This is a genomic window from Citrobacter sp. BIDMC107 (assembly GCF_001037575.1).
Lineage (GTDB): Bacteria > Pseudomonadota > Gammaproteobacteria > Enterobacterales > Enterobacteriaceae > Citrobacter > Citrobacter freundii.
In genome coordinates, this window is the sequence record NZ_KQ089848.1 from 3401738 (window position 1) to 3424378 (window position 22641).

Below are 22641 nucleotides of genomic sequence, written 5' to 3' on the forward strand. Positions count from 1 at the left end.
AATATCAATAAATTAAATTTAATTGAGTGATTGTCGGTAAATTTTAAAATTGGAATATCCATCACATAACGATGTGGTGTAGCTATTTAATCCATGTTTTTGCCGTTTCCCGCCTGACGCTTCCTGCAAGGGATCCCTTACTTTCAATGGCATGGTTACTCTGTATCTGGCAGGAAAAAATGGTCTCAATAAATAATGATGCTGCTTTAGCGCCGCGCCCAGTGCGCGATACGCGACGTATGAATATGTTTGTTTCTATCTCTGCGGCTGTCGCAGGGTTGTTATTCGGCCTGGATATTGGCGTGATTGCCGGGGCGTTGCCTTTCATCACCGATCACTTTGTGTTGACCAGCCGCCTGCAGGAGTGGGTGGTCAGCAGCATGATGCTGGGCGCGGCAATTGGTGCGCTGTTTAACGGTTGGCTGTCATTTCGCCTGGGACGTAAATACAGTCTGATGGCGGGGGCGATCCTTTTCGTCGTCGGATCTCTGGGCTCGGCGTTTGCCTCCAGCGTAGAAATGCTCATTTTTGCCCGCGTGGTATTGGGCGTTGCGGTGGGGATCGCCTCTTACACCGCACCGCTTTATCTCTCCGAAATGGCCAGTGAGAACGTACGCGGTAAGATGATCAGCATGTATCAGTTGATGGTTACGTTGGGTATTGTGCTGGCCTTTTTGTCTGATACGGCATTTAGTTACAGCGGAAACTGGCGCGCCATGTTGGGAGTGCTGGCGCTTCCGGCGGTGTTATTGATTATCCTGGTGGTTTTCCTGCCAAACAGCCCGCGCTGGCTGGCGGAAAAAGGTCGCCACATTGAAGCAGAAGAAGTATTGCGCATGCTGCGCGATACGTCAGAAAAGGCCCGCGATGAGCTGAACGAAATCCGTGAAAGCTTGAAGCTGAAGCAGGGTGGTTGGGCGCTGTTTAAAATTAACCGTAACGTGCGCCGCGCAGTTTTTCTTGGGATGTTACTGCAGGCGATGCAGCAGTTCACCGGGATGAACATCATCATGTATTACGCGCCGCGCATTTTCAAAATGGCGGGTTTTACCACCACAGAGCAGCAGATGATTGCCACGCTGGTGGTTGGCTTAACGTTTATGTTCGCTACCTTTATTGCCGTCTTCACGGTCGACAAAGCAGGACGTAAACCGGCGCTGAAAATTGGGTTCAGCGTAATGGCCATCGGGACGCTGGTGCTCGGATATTGCCTGATGCAGTTTGATAACGGCACGGCTTCCAGTGGACTATCCTGGCTGTCAGTTGGCATGACGATGATGTGTATTGCAGGCTATGCGATGAGCGCCGCGCCGGTGGTGTGGATCCTGTGTTCGGAAATTCAGCCGCTGAAATGCCGTGATTTTGGTATTACCTGCTCCACCACCACCAACTGGGTGTCGAACATGATCATTGGTGCAACGTTCCTGACGCTGCTCGATAGCATTGGCGCCGCCGGTACGTTCTGGCTATATACTGCGCTGAACGTCGTGTTTATCGGTATTACGTTCTGGCTGATTCCAGAAACCAAAAACGTCACGCTTGAGCATATCGAACGTAAGCTGATGGCAGGTGAGAAGTTAAGAGATATTGGGGTGTAAGTGAGCAGGGAGCCCGATAGAACAACTGATTATCGGGCTCTCATTACTACTTATTTCAGTGTGGAGCCGCCTGCCTTGCGAGGAGATCCTTAGCAGACAGCCCGGTTATCTTTAGTATAATTTCATGGCTAATACCATTCGCTAACATCATCTGGGCAATGCGTAACGCTTCTTGTTGTTTGGCTTCTTGTTGCAACACTTCCGCAATAGTCATCAGACTTTCCTTTTGCTGTGGTACCCGCTGAGCGACTTCACGGATAAATTTATCTACGTGAGGCGTATTTCCAAACTGCATCATGTAATTAAATAGCGTTTTGAGCTGGCTGTCATTAGCGTATCCCGTAGCCAGCAACGAGACCAGTTGTTCCACTAATCCCATTAAATCACGCTTGCGGATATGTTTTTGCATCAATTCCAGCAGTGCTATACGGCGATGTTGCATAATTTCGTCATCGGGTATTACGGTGATATCTACCAGCGGAAATGTTGCTGAGTATAGCTGTCGTGCCACTATGGGGTCGTCAAACTCATCCAGCCAGCAGAGTGAAAAGGGGTAGGGGCTGAGTGCACCATGATAAAACAGCATCGGTATCACCAAAGGTAATGTTTTATGGCCAGCATCCAGATGGCGTTGCATTGCGGCCATTGCATAGCGCATTAGCCGAAATGCCATGTGAGCGTCTGGCGAACTCTGATGCTCGATAACAACATAGATATACCCATCGCCTTCATTTGTTTTTAATGACCACAGTACGTCGGAGTAGCTGGCTCGCAGGCTATCCTCAATAAAACTGCCTGATTCCAGTTTTAGTGTTTGCAGATCACATAGCTCCCGCAAGGTTGATGGAAGATAGATATCCAGAAAATCTCTTGCGGTATCAGGATGGTACAAGAACTGTTTGAAGACTGCGTCATGTGGAGTGGATGTTGTCATTTTTGTCATGGCGATCCGTCACCGTTAATTAAGATAACGTGACTGTAATCGCCCACATGGCGAGACACATCGGGTGATTAATGCTTATGCGAATTGGTATCGAAGGAAAATGCCCCACATTGTAACGTATTCATTTTTAGGGAACTGAGTACGCATTTTAGCGTGTTCTCAAACCGGTCAGTAGCACGGCTTGAGAACAACGAAATTACCCGTGTAGAAAATCTTCGCGTATGGGCGTAAAGGTATCCAGCAGCGTTCCCGGTTTTAAACAGACGCAGCCATGCATAATGTTGGGTTGTTTATACAGGGTATCGCCCGCCCTAACGACATGCTTTTCTTCGCCGATGGTAAATTCAAACTCACCGGACAACACGTAAGTCAGCTGCTCGTGCGGATGATTGTGCATCGGGCCTATCGCGCCTTGCCCGAAGTTCACCTCAACCGCCATCATGTTACCGTCGTGAGCAAGAATGCGCCGGGTAACGCCATTGCCCAGATCGTCAAGCGTGGTCTCTTTATGAAAAATAAACATCCGGCCTTCCTGTAATTAATTAAAACAATGTTTCATTAAACCTATATCAGAAAATTAAAAAAAGAAATGCACGCCAACAGATGTGGAAAGTTGATCACATCTTTGGTTCACTGGAGAGACAACAACGAGTCAGGGGAAATGATGAAAACGATCGGTCTGTTAGGCGGTATGAGCTGGGAATCTACCATTCCTTATTATCGACTCATTAATGAAGGGGTAAAACAGCGTCTGGGTGGCCTGCATTCTGCGCAGATTCTGTTGCACAGCGTGGATTTTCACGAGATTGAAGTCTGTCAGTCAAGCGGTGACTGGCAGCGAGCCGGTGAGATCCTCGCGCAGGCCGCCACAGCGCTACAGCAAGCCGGAGCGCAAGGGATTGTGCTGTGTACCAACACCATGCACAAGGTTGCTGAGGCGATTGAAAGCGCCTGTGATGTGCCGTTCCTGCATATTGCCGACGCGACGGGGCGGGCGATACAAAAGCAGCAGATGAGCAACGTGGCGCTACTGGGTACGCGCTACACCATGGAACAGGATTTTTACCGCGGTCGTTTACAGACTGAATTTGGCATTAGCACGCTGATTCCTGAAGCTGATGACCGTCAGAAAATAAACCAGATTATTTTCGATGAGCTGTGTCTCGGTGAGTTCAGCGAGGCTTCCCGCGATTATTACCTGGGCGTCATCGACCAACTGGCGAAACAGGGGGCGCAAGGGGTGATATTTGGCTGTACTGAGATTGGTCTGCTGGTTCCCGCCGAGCTAAGCCCACTACCGGTTTTCGACACCGCGGCAATCCATGCGCAAGATGCGGTGGCATTTATGCTTTCGGTTGTGGATGCAAAATAGCCTCCAGCGGGTCAATAAGACTTGGTAGATGGTCCTGCAGATGCGCCGTAAAAGCATCAACCAGCGCCGAGGCGGGGCGATGAAGTGGGTGAATCAGGCTGACCGTAAAGGGTACCGAAATACTGAAGCGGCGGATGACGACCCCGCTACTGGCGTAATCCAGCGCGGTCAGTGGGTTTACCACCGAGATCCCCACGCCTGCCCGCACCATTGCACAAATTGAAGCGGCGCTATGGGTTTCAATCACCATACGGCGCTTCACCTGGTGCTCATTAAACAGGGTATCCAGTAGCTGACGGTAACTGTCGGTCCGTGACAGGCTGATGTAGTTTTCCCCCTGAAAATCCTGCGGCGTTAACACCGCTTTCTTAGTCAGCGGATGCCCCTGGGGCAGCACGCACACTTCATCCAGCGCCAGCAATTCGGTGCGTTTTGTTCCGGCAGGCGTATGCAGCGTTTCCGTTAGCCCCAGATCGTGGCGCTGCGCTGACAGCCACTCTTCCAGTAGCGGTGACTCCTGCGGCACTATCTGAATATTGACCTGCGGATAGCGTGCGAGGAATGGCTGCAGTAGTGGCGGTAAAAAGGACTGTGAGAATACCGGCAGGCAAACAATCGACAATTCGCCCTGGCGGAACTCGCGCAGGCTTTCGGCGGCGCTCACAATTCTGTCCAGGCCATACCACGAACGTTGCACCTCTTCAAACAGACGTAACCCTTGCACGGTTGGGTGCAGCCGGCCACGCGTGCGTTCAAACAGCGTTAATCCCAGTACTTTCTCGAATCGGGCCAGTTCCCGACTGACGGTGGGCTGCGAGGTATGTAGCATGCGCGCGGCTTCCGTCAGATTGCCTGCCGTCATGATGGCGTGAAAAATTTCGATGTGTCGCAGGTTAACGGCGGGCATGGGCAATCCTCGAATGAACCAATCCATATCATTTTTGCATAGACTCACGATAAAACGATATTTTTTATTCTTTTCGGGCTGTGGCGTAATCATAAAAAAGCCAATACCGGAGTACACCATGCCACGCCCACTCAACAACACAGACACGGACCTGACCGCCGACAACCTGCTGCGCCTGCCTGCCGAATTCGGCTGCCCGGTGTGGGTCTATGATGCGCAGATTATACGCGCCCAGATTGGCAAACTGAGTCAGTTTGACGTGGTGCGTTTTGCCCAGAAGGCATGTTCGAATATTCATATTTTGCGCCTGATGCGCGAGCAGGGCGTAAAGGTTGATTCCGTCTCGCTTGGCGAAATTGAACGTGCGCTAGCGGCAGGTTTTGTACCGGGGAAAGATGAAATCGTCTTTACCGCCGATATGATTGATGAAGCGACGCTTGCGCGGGTGCATGAATTGCGCATTCCGGTAAATGCCGGGTCGGTGGATATGCTGGAACAACTGGGTCAGGTCTCGCCGGGCCATCGCGTGTGGCTACGCGTAAACCCTGGCTTTGGGCATGGACACAGTCAGAAAACCAATACCGGCGGCGAAAACAGCAAGCACGGGATCTGGTATAGCGATCTTCCCGCGGCGCTGGAGGTGATTCAGCGCTACAAGCTGAAGCTGGTGGGGATTCATATGCATATTGGTTCTGGTGTGGACTACGCGCATCTGGAGCAGGTGTGTGGTGCGATGGTGCGTCAGGTAATTGAATTTGATCAGGATCTGGAGGCGATCTCTGCGGGCGGCGGTTTATCAATCCCGTATCGCGAAGGTGAAGAGGCGATCGATACCAATCACTACTTTGGATTGTGGAACGCTGCGCGTGAGCAGATTGCTAAATACCTGGGTCACCCGGTCGCGCTTGAGATAGAGCCGGGTCGTTTTCTGGTCGCAGAAGCCGGCGTGCTGGTAGCACAGGTACGCAGCGTAAAAGAGATGGGTAGCCGTCACTTTGTACTGATCGATGCGGGCTTCAACGATCTGATGCGCCCGGCGATGTACGGCAGCTATCACCATATCTCCGCGCTGGCTGGGGATGGTCGCTCTCTGGAACACACCCCGCAACGGGAAACCGTGGTGGCCGGGCCGCTGTGCGAATCTGGCGACGTGTTTACCCAGCAGGAGGGCGGAAATGTGGAAACCCGTCTGTTGCCTGCGGTGGTGCCGGGTGATTATCTGGTCTTGCATGATACCGGGGCGTACGGCGCGTCTATGTCGTCAAACTACAATAGCCGTCCTCTGCTGCCGGAGGTTTTGTTCGATAACGGCGTGGCGCGGCTGATTCGCCGTCGCCAGACCATTGATGAGCTGTTAGCGCTGGAATTAATCTGATTACAGCGTGGTGAAATGCCGGATGGCGCTACGCTTATCCGGCCTACGAAATTAACTGTGGGCGCTGTTGGCCGGATAAGGCACTTGTGCCGCCATCCGGCATTTAATTACTTAAAATACGGCCCGAGCGTTACTGAGTCACGTAGTACCAGTTTGCCGGTAAACGGTGGGATTGGCTCGACGCTCTCGCCGTTGGCCAGCCGGATAGCCTGGTCGATTGCCGTGGTTATCATGGTATCAATCGGCAGATAAACGGTAGACAGCCCCGGCTCCAGCCATTTGGCGCTGGGTGCATCATCAAAACCAAACAGTGAGACGTCCGTTGGGATCCTCAGCCCGGCCTGATGTAACGCTTTTGATGCGCCCAATGCCATGTCATCGTTACAGGCGAACAATGCGCTGAATTTCACCCCTTCCTCCAGCAGTTCACGACAGGCTTCATAGCCTCGTGTCATCGTGGAGTCGCCGTATTTGACCTTGTCGGGATCCCAGGGAATACCGTTTTTTTCCAGCGCTTTACGATACCCCATCAGGCGGGATTTACCGGTCGGGGTATGGCCTGGCACAGTGATACAAGCAATATCGCTATGGCCCTGGGAGATAAGATAATTGACCGCCTGATAGGCCGCGTCTTCCTGTTCAAAGAAAATCGCGCGATCGCGGGCCTGGCTTACATCACGGTTGATGACCAGCAAGGGCATAGCGATGCTGTTCATCAGCGACATTATCTCTTTTTCACTCATATAGCGGGTATAGAGAATAATGGCGTCGCACTGCCTGTCCGCCAGCATTTGCACGGCTTCCTGCTCACGCTCTGGTGTGTCGTGTCCGTCGGTGACGATCAACTGCTTGCCGTGAGATTCCGTCTGGCGTGAAGCCTGTTGCAGCAGCCGGCCAAAGTAGAATCCATCAAATGTAGAAACCACCAGACCAATGCTGTTGCTGGTGCGGTTTGCCAAAGATCGTGCTAGAAAATTAGGCCGATAATCAAGTGCCTGCATGGCCTTAAACACTTTCTGGCGCGTGCTCTCTTTTACCTGACCCGTGCCATTCAGTACGCGCGAAACGGTCGCTTTTGAGACGCCTGCGCGTCGTGAAACGTCCAACATCGTAGTCATAACGCTATCCTGGTTAATCGTTTGACGATGAATTCCCCGGCTCTGTCAGCGTCGAAACGGAATGGCGACGCACCAGAGTTGGGTTAAAAACGTGGGTAATTTCAGGCACGGGGCGCTTCTCCGCCAGCGCGAGCGCCAGTTCGGCAGCCTGGGTTGCCATCGTCACGATCGGATAGCGTACCGTGGTCAGACGCGGGCGCACGTAGCGGGAAACCAGCACATCATCAAAACCAATCAGCGAGATTTCTCCCGGTACATCAATGCCGTTATCATTTAATACGCCCATGGCACCAGCCGCCATTGAGTCGTTGTAGCAGGCTACCGCAGTGAAGTTTTTGCCACGACCAAGTAACTCGGTCATCGCCTGTTCACCGCCGCTTTCATCCGGTTCACCAAACGTTACCAGGCGATCGCTGACCGGTATATTGCTCTCTGCCAGCGCGTCGTAATAGCCTTGCAGACGATCTTCCGCATCTGAGATTGTGTGATTGGAGCACAGATAGCCAATGCGCGTATGGCCCTGTTGAATGAGGTGGCGGGTCGCCAGCCATGCGCCGAAACGGTCATCAAGGGCAACGCAGCGTTGTTCGAATCCTGGCAGAATTCGGTTAATTAATACCATGCCGGGGATTTGCTTCATTAGTGATGCCAGCTCAGCATCCGGGATGATTTTTGCGTGGACAACAAGGGCTGCGCAGCGGTGGCGAATGAGCTGTTCAATCGCCTGTCGTTCCTTCTGTTCGTTATGGTAGCCGTTGCCAATCAGTAAAAAATTACCGGTGTTATAGGCCACCTGCTCGACAGCTTTAACCATTGCCCCAAAGAATGGATCGGACACATCACCAACGACCAGACCGATGGTCTCTGTGGATTGTTGTGCCAGCGCACGCGCATTGGCGTTGGGGTGGTAGCTGAGAGATTCCATTGCACTCGTTACAGCCAGGCGCGATGCTTCGCTGGCTTTAGGGGAATCATTAATCACTCGAGAAACGGTGGCGACTGATACACCTGCTAGTCGGGCTACATCCTTTATGGTCGCCATGATAGTACCTGTTGTGGGTAAACGCTTACATTCCGTCAGTGTTACGGAAAATGGCTGGCTGTTCAAGCAGATTGCCCGTCAGAACGTCGCAAATGTGAGCGCACACGAGCGAAGTAAGACAGAAAATAGAAAATGCTAATTTTTGCTTACACTTTGCGATGTGCTGTTGCGATTGTTCGCTGGTGAGGGAACTGAGCAGATTGCTAGAGTTGAGATCCCAGAGGTATTGATAGGTGAAATCAACTTTCGGGTTGATCACTAGAATTACACCAGCCTGCGCAGATGCGCAGGTTTTTTTTTACCTTCAGCCTATCTGTAACAGTAACCGATAATTTACACAACTCGTTGCATTTGGGTTCATTCCTTTGCGTTTTCGCACTGGCGTATCTGGCTGCTGACGACCACAATCAAGATCCCAGAGGTATTGATTGGTGAGATTATTCGGTACGCACTTCGTACCTGTCTCTTGCACCAACCTGCGCGGATGCGCAGGTTTTTTTTCGAATTGTATTTAACAGTTACCTGTCGCGCCTATTCCCCAACTCGTATACTCTCCCACCATTGATGTTTATATAATTAATGGCACAGGGAGTTGAGATGCTATTTGGCTTTTTTCGTAATCTGTTTCGCGTGCTTTTCCGCGTTCGCGTCACGGGCGATGTCAGCGCGCTACAGGGAGAACGCGTTCTAATCACTCCCAACCATGTCTCATTTATAGACGGCATCCTGTTGGCGCTCTTTTTACCGATTCGTCCCGTCTTCGCTGTTTACACCTCGATCAGCCAGCAATGGTATATGCGCTGGCTAACCCCGCTGATTGATTTCGTACCGTTAGATCCAACCAAACCGATGTCGATTAAACATCTGGTTCGTCTGGTCGAACAGGGCCGCCCGGTGGTTATCTTCCCGGAAGGGCGTATTTCGACCACCGGTTCGTTGATGAAAATCTATGACGGTGCCGGGTTTGTCGCCGCTAAGTCGGGAGCGACGGTCGTACCTGTGCGCATTGAGGGCGCAGAGCTTTCCCGCTTTAGCCGCCTGAAAGGTTTGGTTAAACAGCGATTCTTCCCGTGCATCCGCTTACACATCCTACCGCCGACACAACTGCCGATGCCGGAAGCACCGCGAGCTCGCGATCGCCGTAAAATCGCCGGAGAGATGCTGCATCAAATTATGATGGAAGCACGCATGGCGGTTCGTCCGCGTGAGACGCTCTACGAGTCGCTGCTGGCGGCGAAATACCGTTTTGGCGCAGGCAAAAACTGCATTGAAGATATTAATTTCACTCCGGACAGCTACCGCAAACTGCTGACGAAAACGCTGTTTGTCGCGCGTATTCTGGAAAAATACAGCACCGAGGGTGAAAGAATCGGCCTGATGCTGCCAAATGCGGGAATCAGCGCGGCGGTCATTTTTGGCGCCATTGCGCGTCGACGCATTCCAGCCATGATGAACTACACCGCGGGTGTGAAAGGATTAACCAGCGCCATTACTGCGTCTGAAATAAAGACGATCTTCACATCCCGACAGTTTCTCGATAAAGGCAAACTCTGGCATTTACCGGAACAGCTCACCCAGGTGCGTTGGGTGTATCTGGAAGACTTGAAAGCTGATGTGACCTTTAGCGATAAGCTGTGGATTTTCTCACATCTGCTGGCACCGCATCTGGCGCAGGTGAAGCAGCAGCCGGAAGACGCTGCGGTGATCCTCTTTACCTCCGGTTCAGAAGGCCATCCGAAAGGCGTGGTTCACAGTCATAAAAGCATTCTGGCGAACGTTGAGCAGATTAAAACGATTGCCGATTTCACCGCCGATGACCGCTTTATGTCGGCGCTGCCGCTGTTCCACTCCTTTGGGCTAACGGTGGGATTATTCACGCCGCTACTGACTGGCGCAGAAGTGTTTCTTTATCCCAGCCCGCTGCATTACCGCATTGTGCCAGAGCTGGTATACGACCGGAACTGCACCGTGTTGTTTGGTACGTCAACGTTCCTAGGCAACTACGCGCGTTTCGCGCATCCATACGATTTCCATCGCCTGCGCTATGTGGTTGCGGGAGCGGAAAAACTGCAGGACAGCACAAAGCAACTGTGGCAGGAGAAATTTGGCCTGCGTGTCCTTGAGGGCTATGGGGTGACGGAATGTGCCCCGGTGGTGTCGATTAACGTACCGATGGCGGCAAAATCGGGAACGGTAGGGCGCATCTTGCCTGGTATGGATGCTCGACTGTTGGCCGTTCCGGGAATTGAGGACGGTGGGCGTTTACAGCTGAAAGGCCCTAATATTATGAGCGGCTATTTGCGCGTCGAAAAACCTGGGGTGCTGGAGGTGCCAACGGCAGAGAATGCGCAAGGTGAGATTGAGCGCGGCTGGTATGACACCGGAGACATCGTGCGCTTTGATGAAAACGGCTTTGTACAGATTCAGGGGCGCGCTAAGCGTTTTGCTAAAATTGCCGGAGAGATGGTGTCGCTGGAAATGGTTGAGCAACTGGCGTTGGCGGTGTCTGCAGACAAAATGCATGCTACTGCGATCAAGAGTGATGCCAGCAAAGGTGAGGCGCTGGTGCTGTTTACCACCGATAGCGAACTCACGCGTGAAAAACTACAGCAGTATGCGCGGGCGCACGGCGTACCTGAACTCGCCGTACCGCGTGATATACGCCACCTGAAGCAACTCCCATTACTCGGCAGCGGTAAGCCGGATTTTGTTACGCTGAAAAGCTGGGTCGATGAGCCGGAAAAACAACATGAGTGAGTCAGTGCACACTAACACGTCAATCTGGTCCAAAGGGATGATGTCCGTTATCGCCGCGCAGTTTCTGTCGGCGTTTGGCGATAACGCGTTGCTGTTTGCTACGCTGGCGTTGCTGAAGGAGCAATTTTATCCGGACTGGAGCCAGCCTATCCTGCAAATGGTGTTTGTGGGTGCTTACATTCTGTTTGCGCCGTTTGTTGGACAGGTGGCGGATAGCTTTGCCAAAGGCAGAGTGATGATGTTCGCGAACTCCCTGAAACTGCTGGGTGCGGCAAGTATTTGCTTCGGCATTAATCCGTTTCTCGGGTATACGCTAGTGGGGATTGGCGCGGCGGCGTATTCACCGGCCAAGTATGGCATTCTCGGTGAACTGACCACCGGCGACAAACTGGTGAAAGCCAACGGCCTGATGGAAGCTTCCACCATTGCCGCGATTTTGCTCGGTTCTGTCGCCGGCGGCGTTCTGGCCGACTGGCACGTGATTGCCGCGCTTTCTGCCTGTGCGCTGGCCTATGCTGGCGCAGTGGTCGCTAACCTGTATATCCCGAAACTAGCCGCGGCTCGCCCTGGCCAGTCCTGGCATCTGGGGAAAATGACGCGCAGTTTCTTCTGTGCCGCCTCTTCGCTGTGGCGCAACGGTGAAACACGCTTCTCGTTGGTGGGAACCAGCCTTTTTTGGGGGGCGGGCGTTACGCTGCGTTTTCTGCTGGTACTGTGGGTTCCGGTGGCGCTCGGCATCACCGATAACGCCACGCCGACCTATCTCAATGCCATGGTAGCGATCGGGATTGTCGTCGGCGCGGGGGCGGCTGCGAAGCTGGTGACGCTGGAAACTGTGTCGCGCTGTATGCCTGCGGGGATCCTGATCGGCGTCGTGGTGCTGATTTTTTCTCTTCAACATTCGCTGCTTCCGGCCTACGCATTGCTGATGCTTATCGGCGTGTGTGGTGGGTTCTTTGTGGTGCCGCTGAATGCGTTACTGCAGGAGCGGGGTAAGAAAAGCGTCGGCGCAGGTAATGCGATTGCGGTGCAAAACCTGGGTGAAAACAGCGCGATGCTGTTGATGTTGGGTATTTACTCACTGGCGGTGCTGGTGGGGATTCCGGCGGTAGCAATTGGTATTGGGTTCGGTGCGCTGTTTGCGCTGGCGATTGCGGCGCTGTGGATTTGGCAGCGCCGCCATTAGTCTGTTATATGCTGTTGCAACCAGGCCTACAGGGAACGCTGTCTGTAGGCCTGATAAGCGCAGCGCCATCAGGCGCTAACTGTTAAGGTGCAGGATAGGTATACACCTGATGCACCGCTTCAATCTCTGCCAGCACTTCCTCGCTCAACTCCAGATGCAGACTTTCAACGTTGGTTTTTAGCTGCTCCATGGTCGTGGCGCCCAGCAAAGTGCTGGCGACAAACGGCTGACGACGCACGAATGCCAGCGCCATTTGCGCAGGATCCAGATTATGGCGTTTCGCGATATCCACATAGGCCGCAACGGCTTTCTGCGTCTGCTCGCCGCTGTAGCGCGTGAAACGGCTAAACAGCGTATTGCGTGCACCGGCAGGTTTCGCGCCGTTCAGGTATTTCCCGGTTAATGTACCGAAGCCCAGGCAAGAGTAGGCCAGCAGCTCAACGCCTTCATACTGGCTCACTTCTGCCAGTCCAACCTCAAAGCTGCGGTTCAGCAGGCTGTAGGGGTTCTGGATGGTGGCGATGCGTGGCAGATCGTGTTTGTCCGCCAGGTGCAGATAGCGCATCACGCCAAAAGCGGTTTCATTAGAAACGCCGATGTAGCGAATTTTCCCGGCGCGCTGAAACTCGGCCAGCGCGTCCAGCGTATCCAGCAGGGAAACGACCGGCGCGGAGTCTGTCCAGCTGTAGCCTAACTTACCAAAGCAGTTGGTCGGGCGCTGCGGCCAGTGAACCTGATACAGATCCAGGTAATCGGTTTGCAGTCTTTTCAGGCTGTCATGCAGCGCTTCACGGATATTTTTTCGATCCAGCGCCTGATTCGGGCGGATGCCGCTGTCGTTGTTGCGTGATGGTCCACTGACCTTAGAAGCGACGATCAGCTTTTCGCGGCTGCCGTGTTTGGCGAGCCAGTTACCTACGTAGGTTTCGGTGAGACCCTGGGTTTCAGGACGCGGCGGTACCGGATACATCTCGGCAACGTCGATCAAATTAATGCCCTGTGCTACGGCATAATCGAGCTGTGCATGTGCGTCGGCTTCGCTGTTTTGTTCACCAAACGTCATTGTGCCCAGCCCCAGTGTACTGACTTCCAGCGAGCTGTGGGGTATACGGTGATATTGCATAGCCGTTTCCTTTTTATAATCACGACATAAGGATTATAAAAATGGCTGAGGGAAGCGAAAAAGGAAAGTAAAATTGTTAAGGCCAGCGCGCTGCTGACCTCAACCATCAGCGTTCAATGATTTGGGACACATCATCGCGGTTAATCTGCATCGCATTGCCCTGCTGGTCGTGATAGCTCACAAGACCGGTATCATCGTCAATTTCTGGTTTTCCATCGGTCAGGATCATTCGACCATCTTTTGTTGCCATTACATAATCGCTGCTGCATCCGGAAACGGCAAAAGCCAGTCCTACGGCGGAAATCAAAACTGCCCATTTTTTCATCTGCTTATCCTCACATGGCCTGCGTCTGACAATAGTTTAGTAATAACGCGAAGTTGTGCAGGGTGAAAGCAGTAAAATCTTAAACTGTGAGAAGGGGTAGGTGTGGTGGGCATTCGCTCCCCTTGCGGGGAGCGATGAATTTTATCAGAGCGGATTTTTTTTATTACGCCACAGATTCAGGGTCTCTACCGCGATAGAGAAGAACATGGCGAAATAGATATATCCTTTCGGAACGTGGACGTCGAAACTTTCCAGAATCAGCGTAAAACCGACCAGAATCAGGAACGAGAGCGCCAGCATTTTTACTGAAGGGTGGCGATCGACAAACTCACCAATTGGGCGAGCAGCAAACATCATCACGCCTACGGCAATCACTACTGCCGCCATCATGATAAACAGATGATCGGACAAACCAACCGCAGTAATCACGGAATCCAGACTGAAGATAATGTCTAACAACATGATCTGCACAATCGCGCCCAGGAAAGAAGATACGCGGGTTTTTAACCCCTCTTCCTCACCTTCAATGGACTCGTGGATCTCCTTGCTGGCTTTCCAGATCAGGAACAATCCCCCCAGCAGAAGGATCAGGTCGCGTGCTGATATTGCCTCGCCAAACAACTCGAATAGCGGGTTTGTCAGTCGCGTTACCCAGGCGATAGAAGCCAGCAGAGCCAGACGCATGATCATCGCCGCCGCCAGCCCAATACGTCGGGCATGATTGCGTTGCGCTGTCGGGAGTTTGGCTACAACCAGAGAAAGGAAAATAATATTGTCGATCCCAAGAACGATCTCCAGCAGCGTCAGCGTACCGAGCGCAAGCCAGGCGTTAGGATCGGTTATCCATGCAAATAACATCGAACAAAGTCCTGCCAAAAAAAAGAAGCGGTAATTATAGGCCCGTAACGCGGCGGGTGAAAGGCCGGGCGGTGCCTATTGCGCCTGGAACAAGAAATGTCGCTCAAGCAATGCGCGGGTGAAGTTCTTTTTCAGATAAAAGCCGCGTGGCAGGGTCAGGATGGGCTCGCCGTTGGCACCAATGGCCTCGGTTAGCGCGCGGGCGTTAGCGGCTTTAGGACGCAGTTGCAGTACTTCCCCATGGCGAGCGGTGATGCGTTCGACGTGACCTAACACAATCATGTCCATTAATTCTTCCCAGTCCAGACGCAATTGCCGGTCCTCTTCTTCATTCGGGCTCCACAGCAAGGGAGAGCCGACGCGGCGCTCAGCCAGCGGGATGCTGCGTTCGCCTTCTACTGGGATCCACAGAACGCGTTTGAGTTTGTGCCGTACATGGCTGGTTTCCCAGGTGACGCCGGTATTGCCGGTTAACGGTGCCACGCACACAAAGGTGGTTTCCAGCGGTCTGCCAAGACTGTCCACAGGGATCGTTTTCAGCTCCACGCCCAGCGCCGCAAAATCCTGCTCTGGTTTACTGCCCGCGCTGGCACCGAGCCAGATTTCCAGTAGCACGCCAATCCAGCCTTTATCGCGCTTAAGATCCTTCGGCGTAACGATTCCCGCCATTGCCGCTAATTCTCCTAACGCGTAGCCCGAAAGCTGTCGTGCCTGGCTCAGCAACTGGGCTTCAGATTCAGGGGGAGAAAGCAACGGACGGAGTTCTGGCATCGGGTTAACCCTTAGGTGAAAAAATAAGCAATGATTTTATACCGTGTGGACAGAGTTTATCTTTTTCCACATGCTTTATTCAATTATATGATTTATATTGGTTTTTAGATTCACGTTTGCAGAGTTGCGCAACAGCGAAGCGGGTTTTCCAATTCTGGTCACTGACAATGAACAGGATCTTACACCATGTTATCCACAGAAAGATGGGATAACTGTGAAAAACCCCCACTACTGTTTCAATTTACAGCCTTGACGTGCGACGAAAATCGAATTTTCACACAAATTGTGCCTAACTTATTGGCATAATCTGTGGATAAAACCGACGCTGGTCGATCTTTCATCAACGTGAAGATCGTATGAGTGATGTACATCACATTTCTGTGTGTTTATCTGCGTGGATCAGTTTTAACTTTATGAATGTATAAGACTATTTTTACTCTGTGACGAATGTCTTATTCGGACTGTTCTGGGTTTTCCCATAGTAATTCCGTACTTCTTCACAACTATATCCACAGAAAAGGTGAATAAAATCGCCTTGCTTGCCCTTCTTCTGTTTATAACTCGGCCTTTAACTGTGAGTTATTCAATTGTTATTAGAATATCGCACCCTTAACAGAGTGGTTTACCGCCCCTCAGGAGTGTGAAACAATCGTTTGTATATAAGGTTTATGTTGAGGTAGTCCGGTGATTGATGACGATGGCTACCGCCCGAATGTAGGGATAGTAATTTGTAACCGCCAGGGGCAGGTCATGTGGGCCCGGCGATTTGGTCAGCACTCCTGGCAATTTCCACAAGGTGGGATCAACGCAGGAGAGACAGCAGAGCAGGCGATGTACCGGGAACTCTTTGAAGAAGTGGGTCTCAGTCGTAAAGATGTACGGATCCTTGCTTCTACTCGTAACTGGTTGCGTTACAAGTTACCGAAACGTTTGGTGCGTTGGGACACGAAGCCGGTTTGTATCGGCCAGAAACAAAAGTGGTTTCTTCTGCAATTGGTCAGCAGCGATGCTGAAATCAATATGCAAACCAGCAGTACACCTGAGTTCGACGGCTGGCGCTGGGTGAGTTACTGGTATCCGGTTCGACAGGTGGTGTCATTTAAACGCGATGTCTATCGCAGGGTGATGAAAGAATTCGCAAGTGTTGTCATGGCGCTTCAGGAGAGCACTCCTAAGCCGCAAAGCACACCTGCGTACAGACGTAAAAGAGGTTAAGCTACGCAAATTATGCTCACCCGCCTGCGCGAAATAGTCGAAAAGGTGGCCAGTGCTCCGCGTCTGAATGAAGCGCTCAATATACTGGTTACCGACATCTGTCTTGCGATGGATACAGAGGTCTGTTCGGTTTATCTGGCCGATCACGATCGACGTTGTTATTACCTCATGGCGACCCGGGGACTGAAAAAACCACGTGGTCGCACTGTCGCACTCGCGTTTGATGAAGGTATCGTTGGCCTGGTTGGCAGGCTGGCGGAACCTATCAACCTCGCCGATGCGCAAAAACATCCCAGCTTTAAATACATACCTTCGGTAAAAGAAGAGCGTTTTCGTGCATTCTTAGGCGTACCGATCATTCAGCGTCGCCAGCTTTTAGGTGTGCTGGTGGTGCAGCAGCGTGAACTGCGTCAGTACGATGAAAGTGAAGAGTCTTTCCTCGTCACGCTCGCCACGCAAATGGCGGCCATACTTTCGCAGTCGCAACTAAACGCGCTGTTCGGTCAATACCGGCAAACGCGCATCCGTGCATTGCCTGCCGCCCCCGGCGTGGCAATAGCTGAAGGCTGGCAGGATGCGACGCTGCCGCTGATGGAGCAGGTCTATCAGGCTTCAACGCTGGATCCGGTGCTTGAGCGCGAGCGACTGACCGGTGCGTTGGAAGAGGCGGCGAACGAATTCCGCCGCTACAGCAAGCGTTTTACCGCTGGGGCGCAGAAAGAAACGGCGGCGATCTTTGATCTTTACTCGCACTTGCTTTCCGATACCCGTCTGCGCCGCGAGCTGTTTGCGGAAGTGGATAACGGTTCAGTGGCCGAGTGGGCGGTTAAAACGATCATTGAAAAGTTTGCCGAACAATTTGCCGCGCTGAGCGATAACTACCTCAAAGAGCGGGCCGGAGATTTACGCGCGCTCGGCCAGCGTCTGCTGTTCCACCTCGACGACTCTATCCAGGGGCCGAATGCCTGGCCGGAACGCTTCGTACTGGTGGCGGATGAACTTTCGGCGACCACGCTGGCGGAGCTTCCTCAGGACCGGTTAGTCGGCGTGGTTGTCCGGGACGGCGCAGCCAACTCTCATGCGGCAATTATGGTTCGTGCGCTGGGTATCCCTACCGTTATGGGGGCCGATATCCAGCCGTCGGTGCTGCATCGTCGCACGCTGGTGGTGGACGGTTATCGCGGTGAACTGCTGGTCGATCCGGAACCGGTATTGATTCAGGAATACCAGCGTCTTATCAGTGAAGAAATTGAGCTGAGCCGCCTGGCGGAAGACGACGTCAACCAGCCAGCACAGTTGAAAAGCGGCGAGCGCGTGAAGGTGATGCTCAATGCGGGTCTCAGCCCGGAACATGAAGAAAAGCTGGGTAGCAGGATCGACGGTATTGGCCTGTATCGCACCGAAATCCCGTTCATGCTGCAAAGCGGTTTTCCTTCGGAAGAAGAACAGGTTGCGCAGTATCAGGGCATGCTGCAAATGTTTAACGACAAGCCGGTGACCCTACGTACGCTGGATGTCGGTGCCGATAAACAGCTGCCCTACATGCCGATCAGTGAAGAGAACCCGTGCCTTGGCTGGCGAGGGATCCGCATAACGCTCGATCAGCCAGAGATCTTTTTGATCCAGGTTCGCGCCATGCTGCGTGCCAACGCGGCAACCGGCAACCTCAGCATTTTGCTGCCGATGGTAACCAGCATTGATGAAGTGGACGAAGCGCGACGTTTGATTGAACGCGCCGGACGCGAAGTGGAGGAGATGATCGGTTACGAGATCCCGAAACCGCGCATTGGCATCATGCTGGAAGTTCCGTCGATGGTGTTCATGCTGCCGCATCTGACAAACCGGATTGACTTTATCTCAGTCGGAACCAACGATCTTACCCAGTACATACTGGCCGTCGATCGTAACAACACACGGGTAGCCAGCATTTATGACAGTCTGCATCCGGGGATGTTACGTGCGCTGGCGATGATTGCGCAGGAAGCCGAAAGAAGCGGTATCGATTTACGCCTGTGTGGTGAAATGGCGGGCGACCCGATGTGCGTGGCTATTCTGATCGGCCTGGGTTTCCGTCATTTGTCGATGAACGGTCGTTCTGTCGCTCGCGTAAAATATCTGCTGCGTCATATCGATTTTGATGAGGCGCAAACGCTGGCGCAGCGCAGCCTGGAAGCGCAGATGGCGGCTGAGGTACGCCATCAGGTAGCGGCCTTTATGGAGCGCCGCGGCATGGGGGGATTGATTCGCGGAGGATTGTAGGCCTGATAAGCGTAGCGTCATCAGGCATTACGGGGTAAAGATTACTTATACAGATCTTTTACATCTTCCCGGCATCCGCTTCTAACCCCTTGTGCTATCATTCGCACCTTTGGAGCGCCTGCATTATGCAGGCGCGCTTATCAATTGCTGTCTGACTTCAGCGAAATAACAAGAACTTGTGGTGACAGATGACCAGTAGCTATCTGCATTTTCCGGATTTCGATCCGGTCATTTTCTCAATCGGACCCGTCGCGCTTCACTGGTACGGCTTAATGTATTTGGTGGGGTTTATTTTTGCGATGTGGCTGGCGACGCGCCGCGCGAATCGCCCGGGCAGTGGCTGGACCAAAAATGAAGTAGAAAACTTACTGTATGCGGGCTTCCTCGGGGTTTTCCTCGGTGGGCGTATTGGTTACGTACTGTTCTATAACTTCGAGTTATTCCTCGATAATCCCCTGTATCTGTTCCGCGTCTGGGACGGCGGTATGTCCTTCCACGGTGGACTTATCGGTGTGATCCTGGTGATGATTATCTTCGCCAAACGCACCAAACGTTCGTTCTTCCAGGTTTCTGATTTCATTGCCCCGCTGATTCCGTTTGGCCTGGGTGCAGGGCGTCTGGGTAACTTTATCAATGGTGAGCTGTGGGGACGCGTTGACCCGAACTTCAAGTACGCCATGCTGTTCCCGGGCTCCCGTACCGAAGATATTTTACTACTGCAATCTAACCCGCAATGGCAGTCTATTTTTGATACCTACGGCTCGCTGCCGCGCCACGCCTCACAGCTTTATGAGATGGCGCTCGAGGGTGTTGTGCTGTTTATCATTCTCAACCTGTACATTCGTAAGCCGCGTCCAATGGGCTCGGTATCCGGTCTGTTCCTGATTGGTTATGGCGCGTTTCGTATTATCGTTGAATTCTTCCGCCAGCCGGATGCGCAGTTTACTGGCACCTGGGTACAGTACATCAGCATGGGGCAGATCCTCTCTATCCCGATGATTGTCGCAGGCATTATTATGATGGTTTGGGCGTACCGCCGCAGCCCACAGCAACACGTTTCCTGAGGAACCATGAAACAGTATTTAGAACTGATGCAAAAAGTGCTGGATGAAGGCACACAGAAAAACGACCGTACCGGAACCGGAACGCTTTCCATTTTTGGTCATCAGATGCGTTTTAATCTGCAGGAAGGGTTCCCGCTGGTTACGACGAAACGCTGCCATTTACGCTCGATCATTCATGAGCTGCTGTGGTTTTTGCAGGGCGACACTAACGTTGCCTATCTGCATGAAAACAACGTCTCAATCTGGGACGAATGGGCGGATGAAAACGGTAATTTAGGCCCGGTTTATGGTAAACAGTGGCGCGCGTGGCCTACGCCAGATGGTCGCCATATTGACCAGATCACCACCGTGTTAAACCAGCTTAAAAATGACCCGGACTCTCGCCGCATTATCGTTTCTGCATGGAACGTCGGTGAGCTGGATAAAATGGCGCTGGCACCGTGCCATGCGTTCTTCCAGTTTTACGTCGCGGATGGCAAGCTCTCCTGTCAGCTGTATCAGCGTTCGTGCGATGTGTTCCTCGGCCTGCCGTTTAACATTGCCAGCTACGCTTTGCTGGTACACATGATGGCGCAGCAGTGTGATCTGGAAGTGGGTGATTTTGTCTGGACCGGTGGCGACACGCACCTGTACAGCAATCATATGGATCAAACGCATCTGCAGCTTAGCCGTGAACCTCGCGCGTTGCCGAAACTGGTTATTAAACGTAAGCCTGAATCTATCTTTGACTATCGCTTCGAAGACTTTGAAATTGAAGGCTACGATCCGCACCCGGGTATTAAAGCGCCGGTGGCTATCTAACCAGCTTCATGCTGACACAACCGACGCCCGTGAGCGTCGGTTTTTTTTGTCTAAAATCACGTTCTTCGGCGAACATTCCTGAAATAGTGCAACGGTCTGCAACGCGACAAATATTTCCTGTAGCTCGCCGTAGAAACCGAATTTCCCGCTCGTTATTCATTTTCCTCACGCCATACTGGCGACATGAAAAAACAACAAGGTTACACGCTTCTCGAAACCCTGATTGCGATGCTGATCGTCGCGGCGCTTGGTGCATCTGGGCTGTATGGTTGGCAGCGCTGGCAGCAACAACAGCGGCTGTGGCAGACCGCCTGCCAGGTGCGGGACTACCTGCTGCAACTGCGTGAAGATGCTAACTGGCGTAATCGTGATCACGTCATCAACGTACTCCGCGAAGGGGGGACATGGTGTCTGGCAAGCTCAGCGACATCACAAGCTTCGTGTCAGCCTGTTTCACCGTTGATATTTGCGCCACTCTGGGCTGATGTCGAAATGGCAGATATCACGCCTTCACTGGCTTTTTTTGGACTGCGCAATACGGCATGGGCCGGACATATACGCCTGAAAAATGCGGCAGGGGAATGGCGCGTGGTGGTGTCTGGCTGGGGGCGAATCAGGCTTTGTGAGCGCGATGAGGCCAGATTATGTCAGTAAACGAACGGGGATTTTCACTGCTGGAGGTGCTCATTGCCATGGCGATTAGCAGTATTTTATTACTTAGCTCGGCACGATTTTTACCGGCGCTACAGCGAGAGATTCTGCGTAACACGCGCCAGTTAGCGCTGGAAGATGAAATATGGCAGCGGGCCTACACCGTGGCGAAGCATCTTCAACGGGCGGGGTATTGCCGGGGAAACTGTGTCGGAGAGGGACTGGTGATATCGGCTAAGGGGGACTGTGTCATTGCACGCTGGGATGCCAACGGCAACGGCGTTTGGGAGAGCAGTTCCGCGAAAGAGGCTGATGCTATCGGGTTTCGTTTACAGGACAAGGTATTGGAAACCCTGCGTGGAGCCACCGGCTGCACTGGAAAAGGATGGGAGAAAATGACCGATCAGACTACCATCCAGATTGAGGCATTCCAGGTTGAACGGCTGAATTTTAGCGGATATTCCCCGCTTCTTACGCTGCGTTTGCGTGGAGTGAGCAATGACGAACCACAAAAAGTTGTTGAAGCGGTCTACAGCGTTACGGGATTCAACCTGTGAACCGTGAGCGAGGCGTATCCTCTCTGGCAATGGTCCTGTTGCTGCTGGTGCTCGGTAGTCTGCTGCTGGAAGGCGTTAGCAGACAGGAGGCTAGTTTTGCTGCGCGTGTGGTCACACAAAGTCAGGCGCTGCAGCGTCAGGCGGTAGTGCAATCCGCGATGGAATGGGGGCGTATACAACCCTGGCGCTTACAACCCGTCGTACAGTGTCGGCGCGATCCCACGCAGAATGCCGCGGTTTGCCTGCGCCTGCTTACCAATAATTTCGTGCTGCTAATCGCCCACTATGAAGGAGTATTTTTATGGCGTCAGGGGGCGGTTATTGATGGCAACATAGAATTCTCGGCGCATGGCTGGAGCGATTTTTGTCCGCTTAAGGAGCAGACGTTATGCCAGATCCCCTGAACAGTCAGCGTGGCTTTAGTCTGCCGGAAGTGATGCTGGCAATGGTACTGATGATCATGATTGTGACCGCGTTGTCAGGATACCAGCGGGTGCTAATGAACAGCTTTATTATCAGAAACCAGTATCAACAACTCTGGCGTCACGCCTGGCAGCAAAGCCAGCTGTACCAGTTTTCATCGCCTGTGAACTGGCAGGTTAACCGAATGCAGACAACGAGAGCGGGATGTGTCAGCATCAACGTCATAATTTCTTCACCCCTCGGCAGGCAGGGTCAGATGACGCGTCTGCATTGCCCGAATCGTCAGTAGTCAGGAG

The 22641-nt window shown here is 52.7% G+C and carries 22 protein-coding genes; 13 read left to right on the forward strand and 9 right to left on the reverse strand.

Annotation, left to right across the window (positions count from 1 at the left end; translation table 11 throughout):
• The first annotated feature begins 179 nt into the window (after window positions 1-179).
• On the forward strand, window positions 180-1598 hold the full coding sequence (araE, locus tag SK39_RS15930; protein ID WP_003033926.1) for an arabinose-proton symporter AraE: 1419 nt from the start codon (window positions 180-182) through the stop codon (window positions 1596-1598).
• A gap of 55 nt (window positions 1599-1653) precedes the next feature.
• Here the strand turns inward: araE and SK39_RS15935 are convergent, their stop codons facing one another.
• Together SK39_RS15935 and SK39_RS15940 are read right to left on the reverse strand one after the other, a co-directional pair.
• The gene (locus SK39_RS15935; RefSeq protein WP_003033929.1) at window positions 1654-2541 is read right to left on the reverse strand and encodes an Rpn family recombination-promoting nuclease/putative transposase; all 888 of its coding nucleotides are present in this window, start codon (window positions 2539-2541) and stop codon (window positions 1654-1656) included.
• A gap of 196 nt (window positions 2542-2737) precedes the next feature.
• The gene (locus SK39_RS15940) at window positions 2738-3064 is read right to left on the reverse strand and encodes a cupin domain-containing protein (protein WP_032937452.1); all 327 of its coding nucleotides are present in this window, start codon (window positions 3062-3064) and stop codon (window positions 2738-2740) included.
• 141 nt (window positions 3065-3205) lie between these two features.
• Here SK39_RS15940 and SK39_RS15945 point away from each other — a divergent pair, with 141 nt between their 5' ends.
• Window positions 3206-3913, forward strand: a complete 708-nt coding sequence (locus SK39_RS15945) for an aspartate/glutamate racemase (RefSeq protein ID WP_032937454.1) — start codon at window positions 3206-3208, stop codon at window positions 3911-3913.
• On the opposite strand, the gene SK39_RS15950 is transcribed toward SK39_RS15945, so the two are convergent.
• Window positions 3885-4820 carry a LysR family transcriptional regulator gene (locus tag SK39_RS15950; RefSeq protein WP_003033937.1) on the reverse strand — a complete coding sequence of 312 codons (936 nt, stop codon included), beginning with the start codon at window positions 4818-4820 and terminating at the stop codon, window positions 3885-3887. The two genes, SK39_RS15945 and SK39_RS15950, sit on opposite strands and share 29 nt — an antisense overlap.
• A 118-nt stretch (window positions 4821-4938) precedes the next feature.
• On the opposite strand from SK39_RS15950, the gene lysA reads away from it, so the two are divergent.
• The gene (lysA, locus tag SK39_RS15955) at window positions 4939-6195 is read left to right on the forward strand and encodes a diaminopimelate decarboxylase (RefSeq protein ID WP_032937456.1); all 1257 of its coding nucleotides are present in this window, start codon (window positions 4939-4941) and stop codon (window positions 6193-6195) included.
• Window positions 6196-6302: 107 nt separating this feature from the next.
• Here the strand turns inward: lysA and SK39_RS15960 are convergent, their stop codons facing one another.
• Window positions 6303-7313 carry a LacI family DNA-binding transcriptional regulator gene (locus SK39_RS15960; RefSeq protein ID WP_032937458.1) on the reverse strand — a complete coding sequence of 337 codons (1011 nt, stop codon included), beginning with the start codon at window positions 7311-7313 and terminating at the stop codon, window positions 6303-6305.
• A gap of 13 nt (window positions 7314-7326) precedes the next feature.
• A complete protein-coding gene (gene galR, locus SK39_RS15965; protein WP_003033945.1) occupies window positions 7327-8355 on the reverse strand; it encodes an HTH-type transcriptional regulator GalR in 1029 nt (342 codons plus the stop codon).
• A 597-nt stretch (window positions 8356-8952) separates the two neighbouring features.
• On the opposite strand from galR, the gene aas reads away from it, so the two are divergent.
• Entirely contained in the window at window positions 8953-11112 is a 2160-nt protein-coding gene (gene aas, locus SK39_RS15975) for a bifunctional acyl-ACP--phospholipid O-acyltransferase/long-chain-fatty-acid--ACP ligase (RefSeq protein ID WP_048217190.1), read from the forward strand.
• Window positions 11105-12298, forward strand: a complete 1194-nt coding sequence (lplT, locus tag SK39_RS15980) for a lysophospholipid transporter LplT (RefSeq protein ID WP_003033951.1) — start codon at window positions 11105-11107, stop codon at window positions 12296-12298. Before aas ends, lplT begins: the two co-directional genes overlap by 8 nt.
• Before the next feature lie 82 nt (window positions 12299-12380).
• Here the strand turns inward: lplT and SK39_RS15985 are convergent, their stop codons facing one another.
• The 4 genes from SK39_RS15985 to mutH all read right to left on the reverse strand — a co-directional run bounded on the left by SK39_RS15985 (window position 12381) and on the right by mutH (window position 15375).
• Window positions 12381-13421, reverse strand: a complete 1041-nt coding sequence (locus SK39_RS15985; RefSeq protein ID WP_003033954.1) for an NADP(H)-dependent aldo-keto reductase — start codon at window positions 13419-13421, stop codon at window positions 12381-12383.
• A gap of 106 nt (window positions 13422-13527) precedes the next feature.
• Window positions 13528-13746 (reverse strand): lipoprotein YgdR, encoded by a 219-nt coding sequence (ygdR, locus tag SK39_RS15990; protein ID WP_000758660.1) that lies wholly within the window; start codon window positions 13744-13746, stop codon window positions 13528-13530.
• Between the two features lie 144 nt (window positions 13747-13890).
• Window positions 13891-14604 (reverse strand): TerC family protein, encoded by a 714-nt coding sequence (locus SK39_RS15995; protein WP_003033961.1) that lies wholly within the window; start codon window positions 14602-14604, stop codon window positions 13891-13893.
• Between the two features lie 75 nt (window positions 14605-14679).
• Entirely contained in the window at window positions 14680-15375 is a 696-nt protein-coding gene (gene mutH, locus SK39_RS16000; RefSeq protein WP_003033965.1) for a DNA mismatch repair endonuclease MutH, read from the reverse strand.
• A 684-nt stretch (window positions 15376-16059) separates the two neighbouring features.
• Here mutH and rppH point away from each other — a divergent pair.
• The 8 genes from rppH to SK39_RS16040 all read left to right on the forward strand — a co-directional run bounded on the left by rppH (window position 16060) and on the right by SK39_RS16040 (window position 22634).
• Complete coding sequence (gene rppH / locus SK39_RS16005; protein WP_003033982.1) at window positions 16060-16590, forward strand: RNA pyrophosphohydrolase; 531 nt, start codon at window positions 16060-16062, stop codon at window positions 16588-16590.
• A 12-nt stretch (window positions 16591-16602) separates the two neighbouring features.
• Window positions 16603-18849 carry a phosphoenolpyruvate--protein phosphotransferase gene (gene ptsP, locus SK39_RS16010; protein ID WP_003033984.1) on the forward strand — a complete coding sequence of 749 codons (2247 nt, stop codon included), beginning with the start codon at window positions 16603-16605 and terminating at the stop codon, window positions 18847-18849.
• Between the two features lie 188 nt (window positions 18850-19037).
• Window positions 19038-19913 (forward strand): prolipoprotein diacylglyceryl transferase, encoded by an 876-nt coding sequence (gene lgt / locus SK39_RS16015; RefSeq protein ID WP_003033987.1) that lies wholly within the window; start codon window positions 19038-19040, stop codon window positions 19911-19913.
• A gap of 6 nt (window positions 19914-19919) precedes the next feature.
• Window positions 19920-20714 (forward strand): thymidylate synthase, encoded by a 795-nt coding sequence (gene thyA, locus SK39_RS16020; protein ID WP_003033990.1) that lies wholly within the window; start codon window positions 19920-19922, stop codon window positions 20712-20714.
• A gap of 183 nt (window positions 20715-20897) precedes the next feature.
• Window positions 20898-21368 (forward strand): prepilin peptidase-dependent protein, encoded by a 471-nt coding sequence (locus SK39_RS16025; protein ID WP_003033993.1) that lies wholly within the window; start codon window positions 20898-20900, stop codon window positions 21366-21368.
• Window positions 21359-21922, forward strand: coding sequence for a prepilin peptidase-dependent protein (locus SK39_RS16030; protein ID WP_032937461.1), 564 nt, complete (start codon window positions 21359-21361; stop codon window positions 21920-21922). The genes SK39_RS16025 and SK39_RS16030 overlap by 10 nt, the downstream gene beginning before the upstream one ends.
• The gene (locus SK39_RS16035) at window positions 21919-22326 is read left to right on the forward strand and encodes a DUF2509 family protein (RefSeq protein ID WP_032937462.1); all 408 of its coding nucleotides are present in this window, start codon (window positions 21919-21921) and stop codon (window positions 22324-22326) included. The genes SK39_RS16030 and SK39_RS16035 overlap by 4 nt, the downstream gene beginning before the upstream one ends.
• Window positions 22311-22634 carry a prepilin-type N-terminal cleavage/methylation domain-containing protein gene (locus SK39_RS16040; protein WP_003846470.1) on the forward strand — a complete coding sequence of 108 codons (324 nt, stop codon included), beginning with the start codon at window positions 22311-22313 and terminating at the stop codon, window positions 22632-22634. The genes SK39_RS16035 and SK39_RS16040 overlap by 16 nt, the downstream gene beginning before the upstream one ends.
• Window positions 22635-22641: the final 7 nt, after the last annotated feature.

Coding starts and splice junctions, on each gene's coding strand:
- araE (WP_003033926.1), top strand. CDS start 180: ATGGTCTCAATAAATAATGATGCTGCTTTAGCGCCGCGCCCAGTGCGC.
- SK39_RS15935 (WP_003033929.1), bottom strand. CDS start 2,541: ATGACAAAAATGACAACATCCACTCCACATGACGCAGTCTTCAAACAG.
- SK39_RS15940 (WP_032937452.1), bottom strand. CDS start 3,064: ATGTTTATTTTTCATAAAGAGACCACGCTTGACGATCTGGGCAATGGC.
- SK39_RS15945 (WP_032937454.1), top strand. CDS start 3,206: ATGAAAACGATCGGTCTGTTAGGCGGTATGAGCTGGGAATCTACCATT.
- SK39_RS15950 (WP_003033937.1), bottom strand. CDS start 4,820: ATGCCCGCCGTTAACCTGCGACACATCGAAATTTTTCACGCCATCATG.
- lysA (WP_032937456.1), top strand. CDS start 4,939: ATGCCACGCCCACTCAACAACACAGACACGGACCTGACCGCCGACAAC.
- SK39_RS15960 (WP_032937458.1), bottom strand. CDS start 7,313: ATGACTACGATGTTGGACGTTTCACGACGCGCAGGCGTCTCAAAAGCG.
- galR (WP_003033945.1), bottom strand. CDS start 8,355: ATGGCGACCATAAAGGATGTAGCCCGACTAGCAGGTGTATCAGTCGCC.
- aas (WP_048217190.1), top strand. CDS start 8,953: ATGCTATTTGGCTTTTTTCGTAATCTGTTTCGCGTGCTTTTCCGCGTT.
- lplT (WP_003033951.1), top strand. CDS start 11,105: ATGAGTGAGTCAGTGCACACTAACACGTCAATCTGGTCCAAAGGGATG.
- SK39_RS15985 (WP_003033954.1), bottom strand. CDS start 13,421: ATGCAATATCACCGTATACCCCACAGCTCGCTGGAAGTCAGTACACTG.
- ygdR (WP_000758660.1), bottom strand. CDS start 13,746: ATGAAAAAATGGGCAGTTTTGATTTCCGCCGTAGGACTGGCTTTTGCC.
- SK39_RS15995 (WP_003033961.1), bottom strand. CDS start 14,604: ATGTTATTTGCATGGATAACCGATCCTAACGCCTGGCTTGCGCTCGGT.
- mutH (WP_003033965.1), bottom strand. CDS start 15,375: ATGCCAGAACTCCGTCCGTTGCTTTCTCCCCCTGAATCTGAAGCCCAG.
- ptsP (WP_003033984.1), top strand. CDS start 16,603: ATGCTCACCCGCCTGCGCGAAATAGTCGAAAAGGTGGCCAGTGCTCCG.
- lgt (WP_003033987.1), top strand. CDS start 19,038: ATGACCAGTAGCTATCTGCATTTTCCGGATTTCGATCCGGTCATTTTC.
- thyA (WP_003033990.1), top strand. CDS start 19,920: ATGAAACAGTATTTAGAACTGATGCAAAAAGTGCTGGATGAAGGCACA.
- SK39_RS16025 (WP_003033993.1), top strand. CDS start 20,898: ATGAAAAAACAACAAGGTTACACGCTTCTCGAAACCCTGATTGCGATG.
- SK39_RS16030 (WP_032937461.1), top strand. CDS start 21,359: ATGTCAGTAAACGAACGGGGATTTTCACTGCTGGAGGTGCTCATTGCC.
- SK39_RS16040 (WP_003846470.1), top strand. CDS start 22,311: ATGCCAGATCCCCTGAACAGTCAGCGTGGCTTTAGTCTGCCGGAAGTG.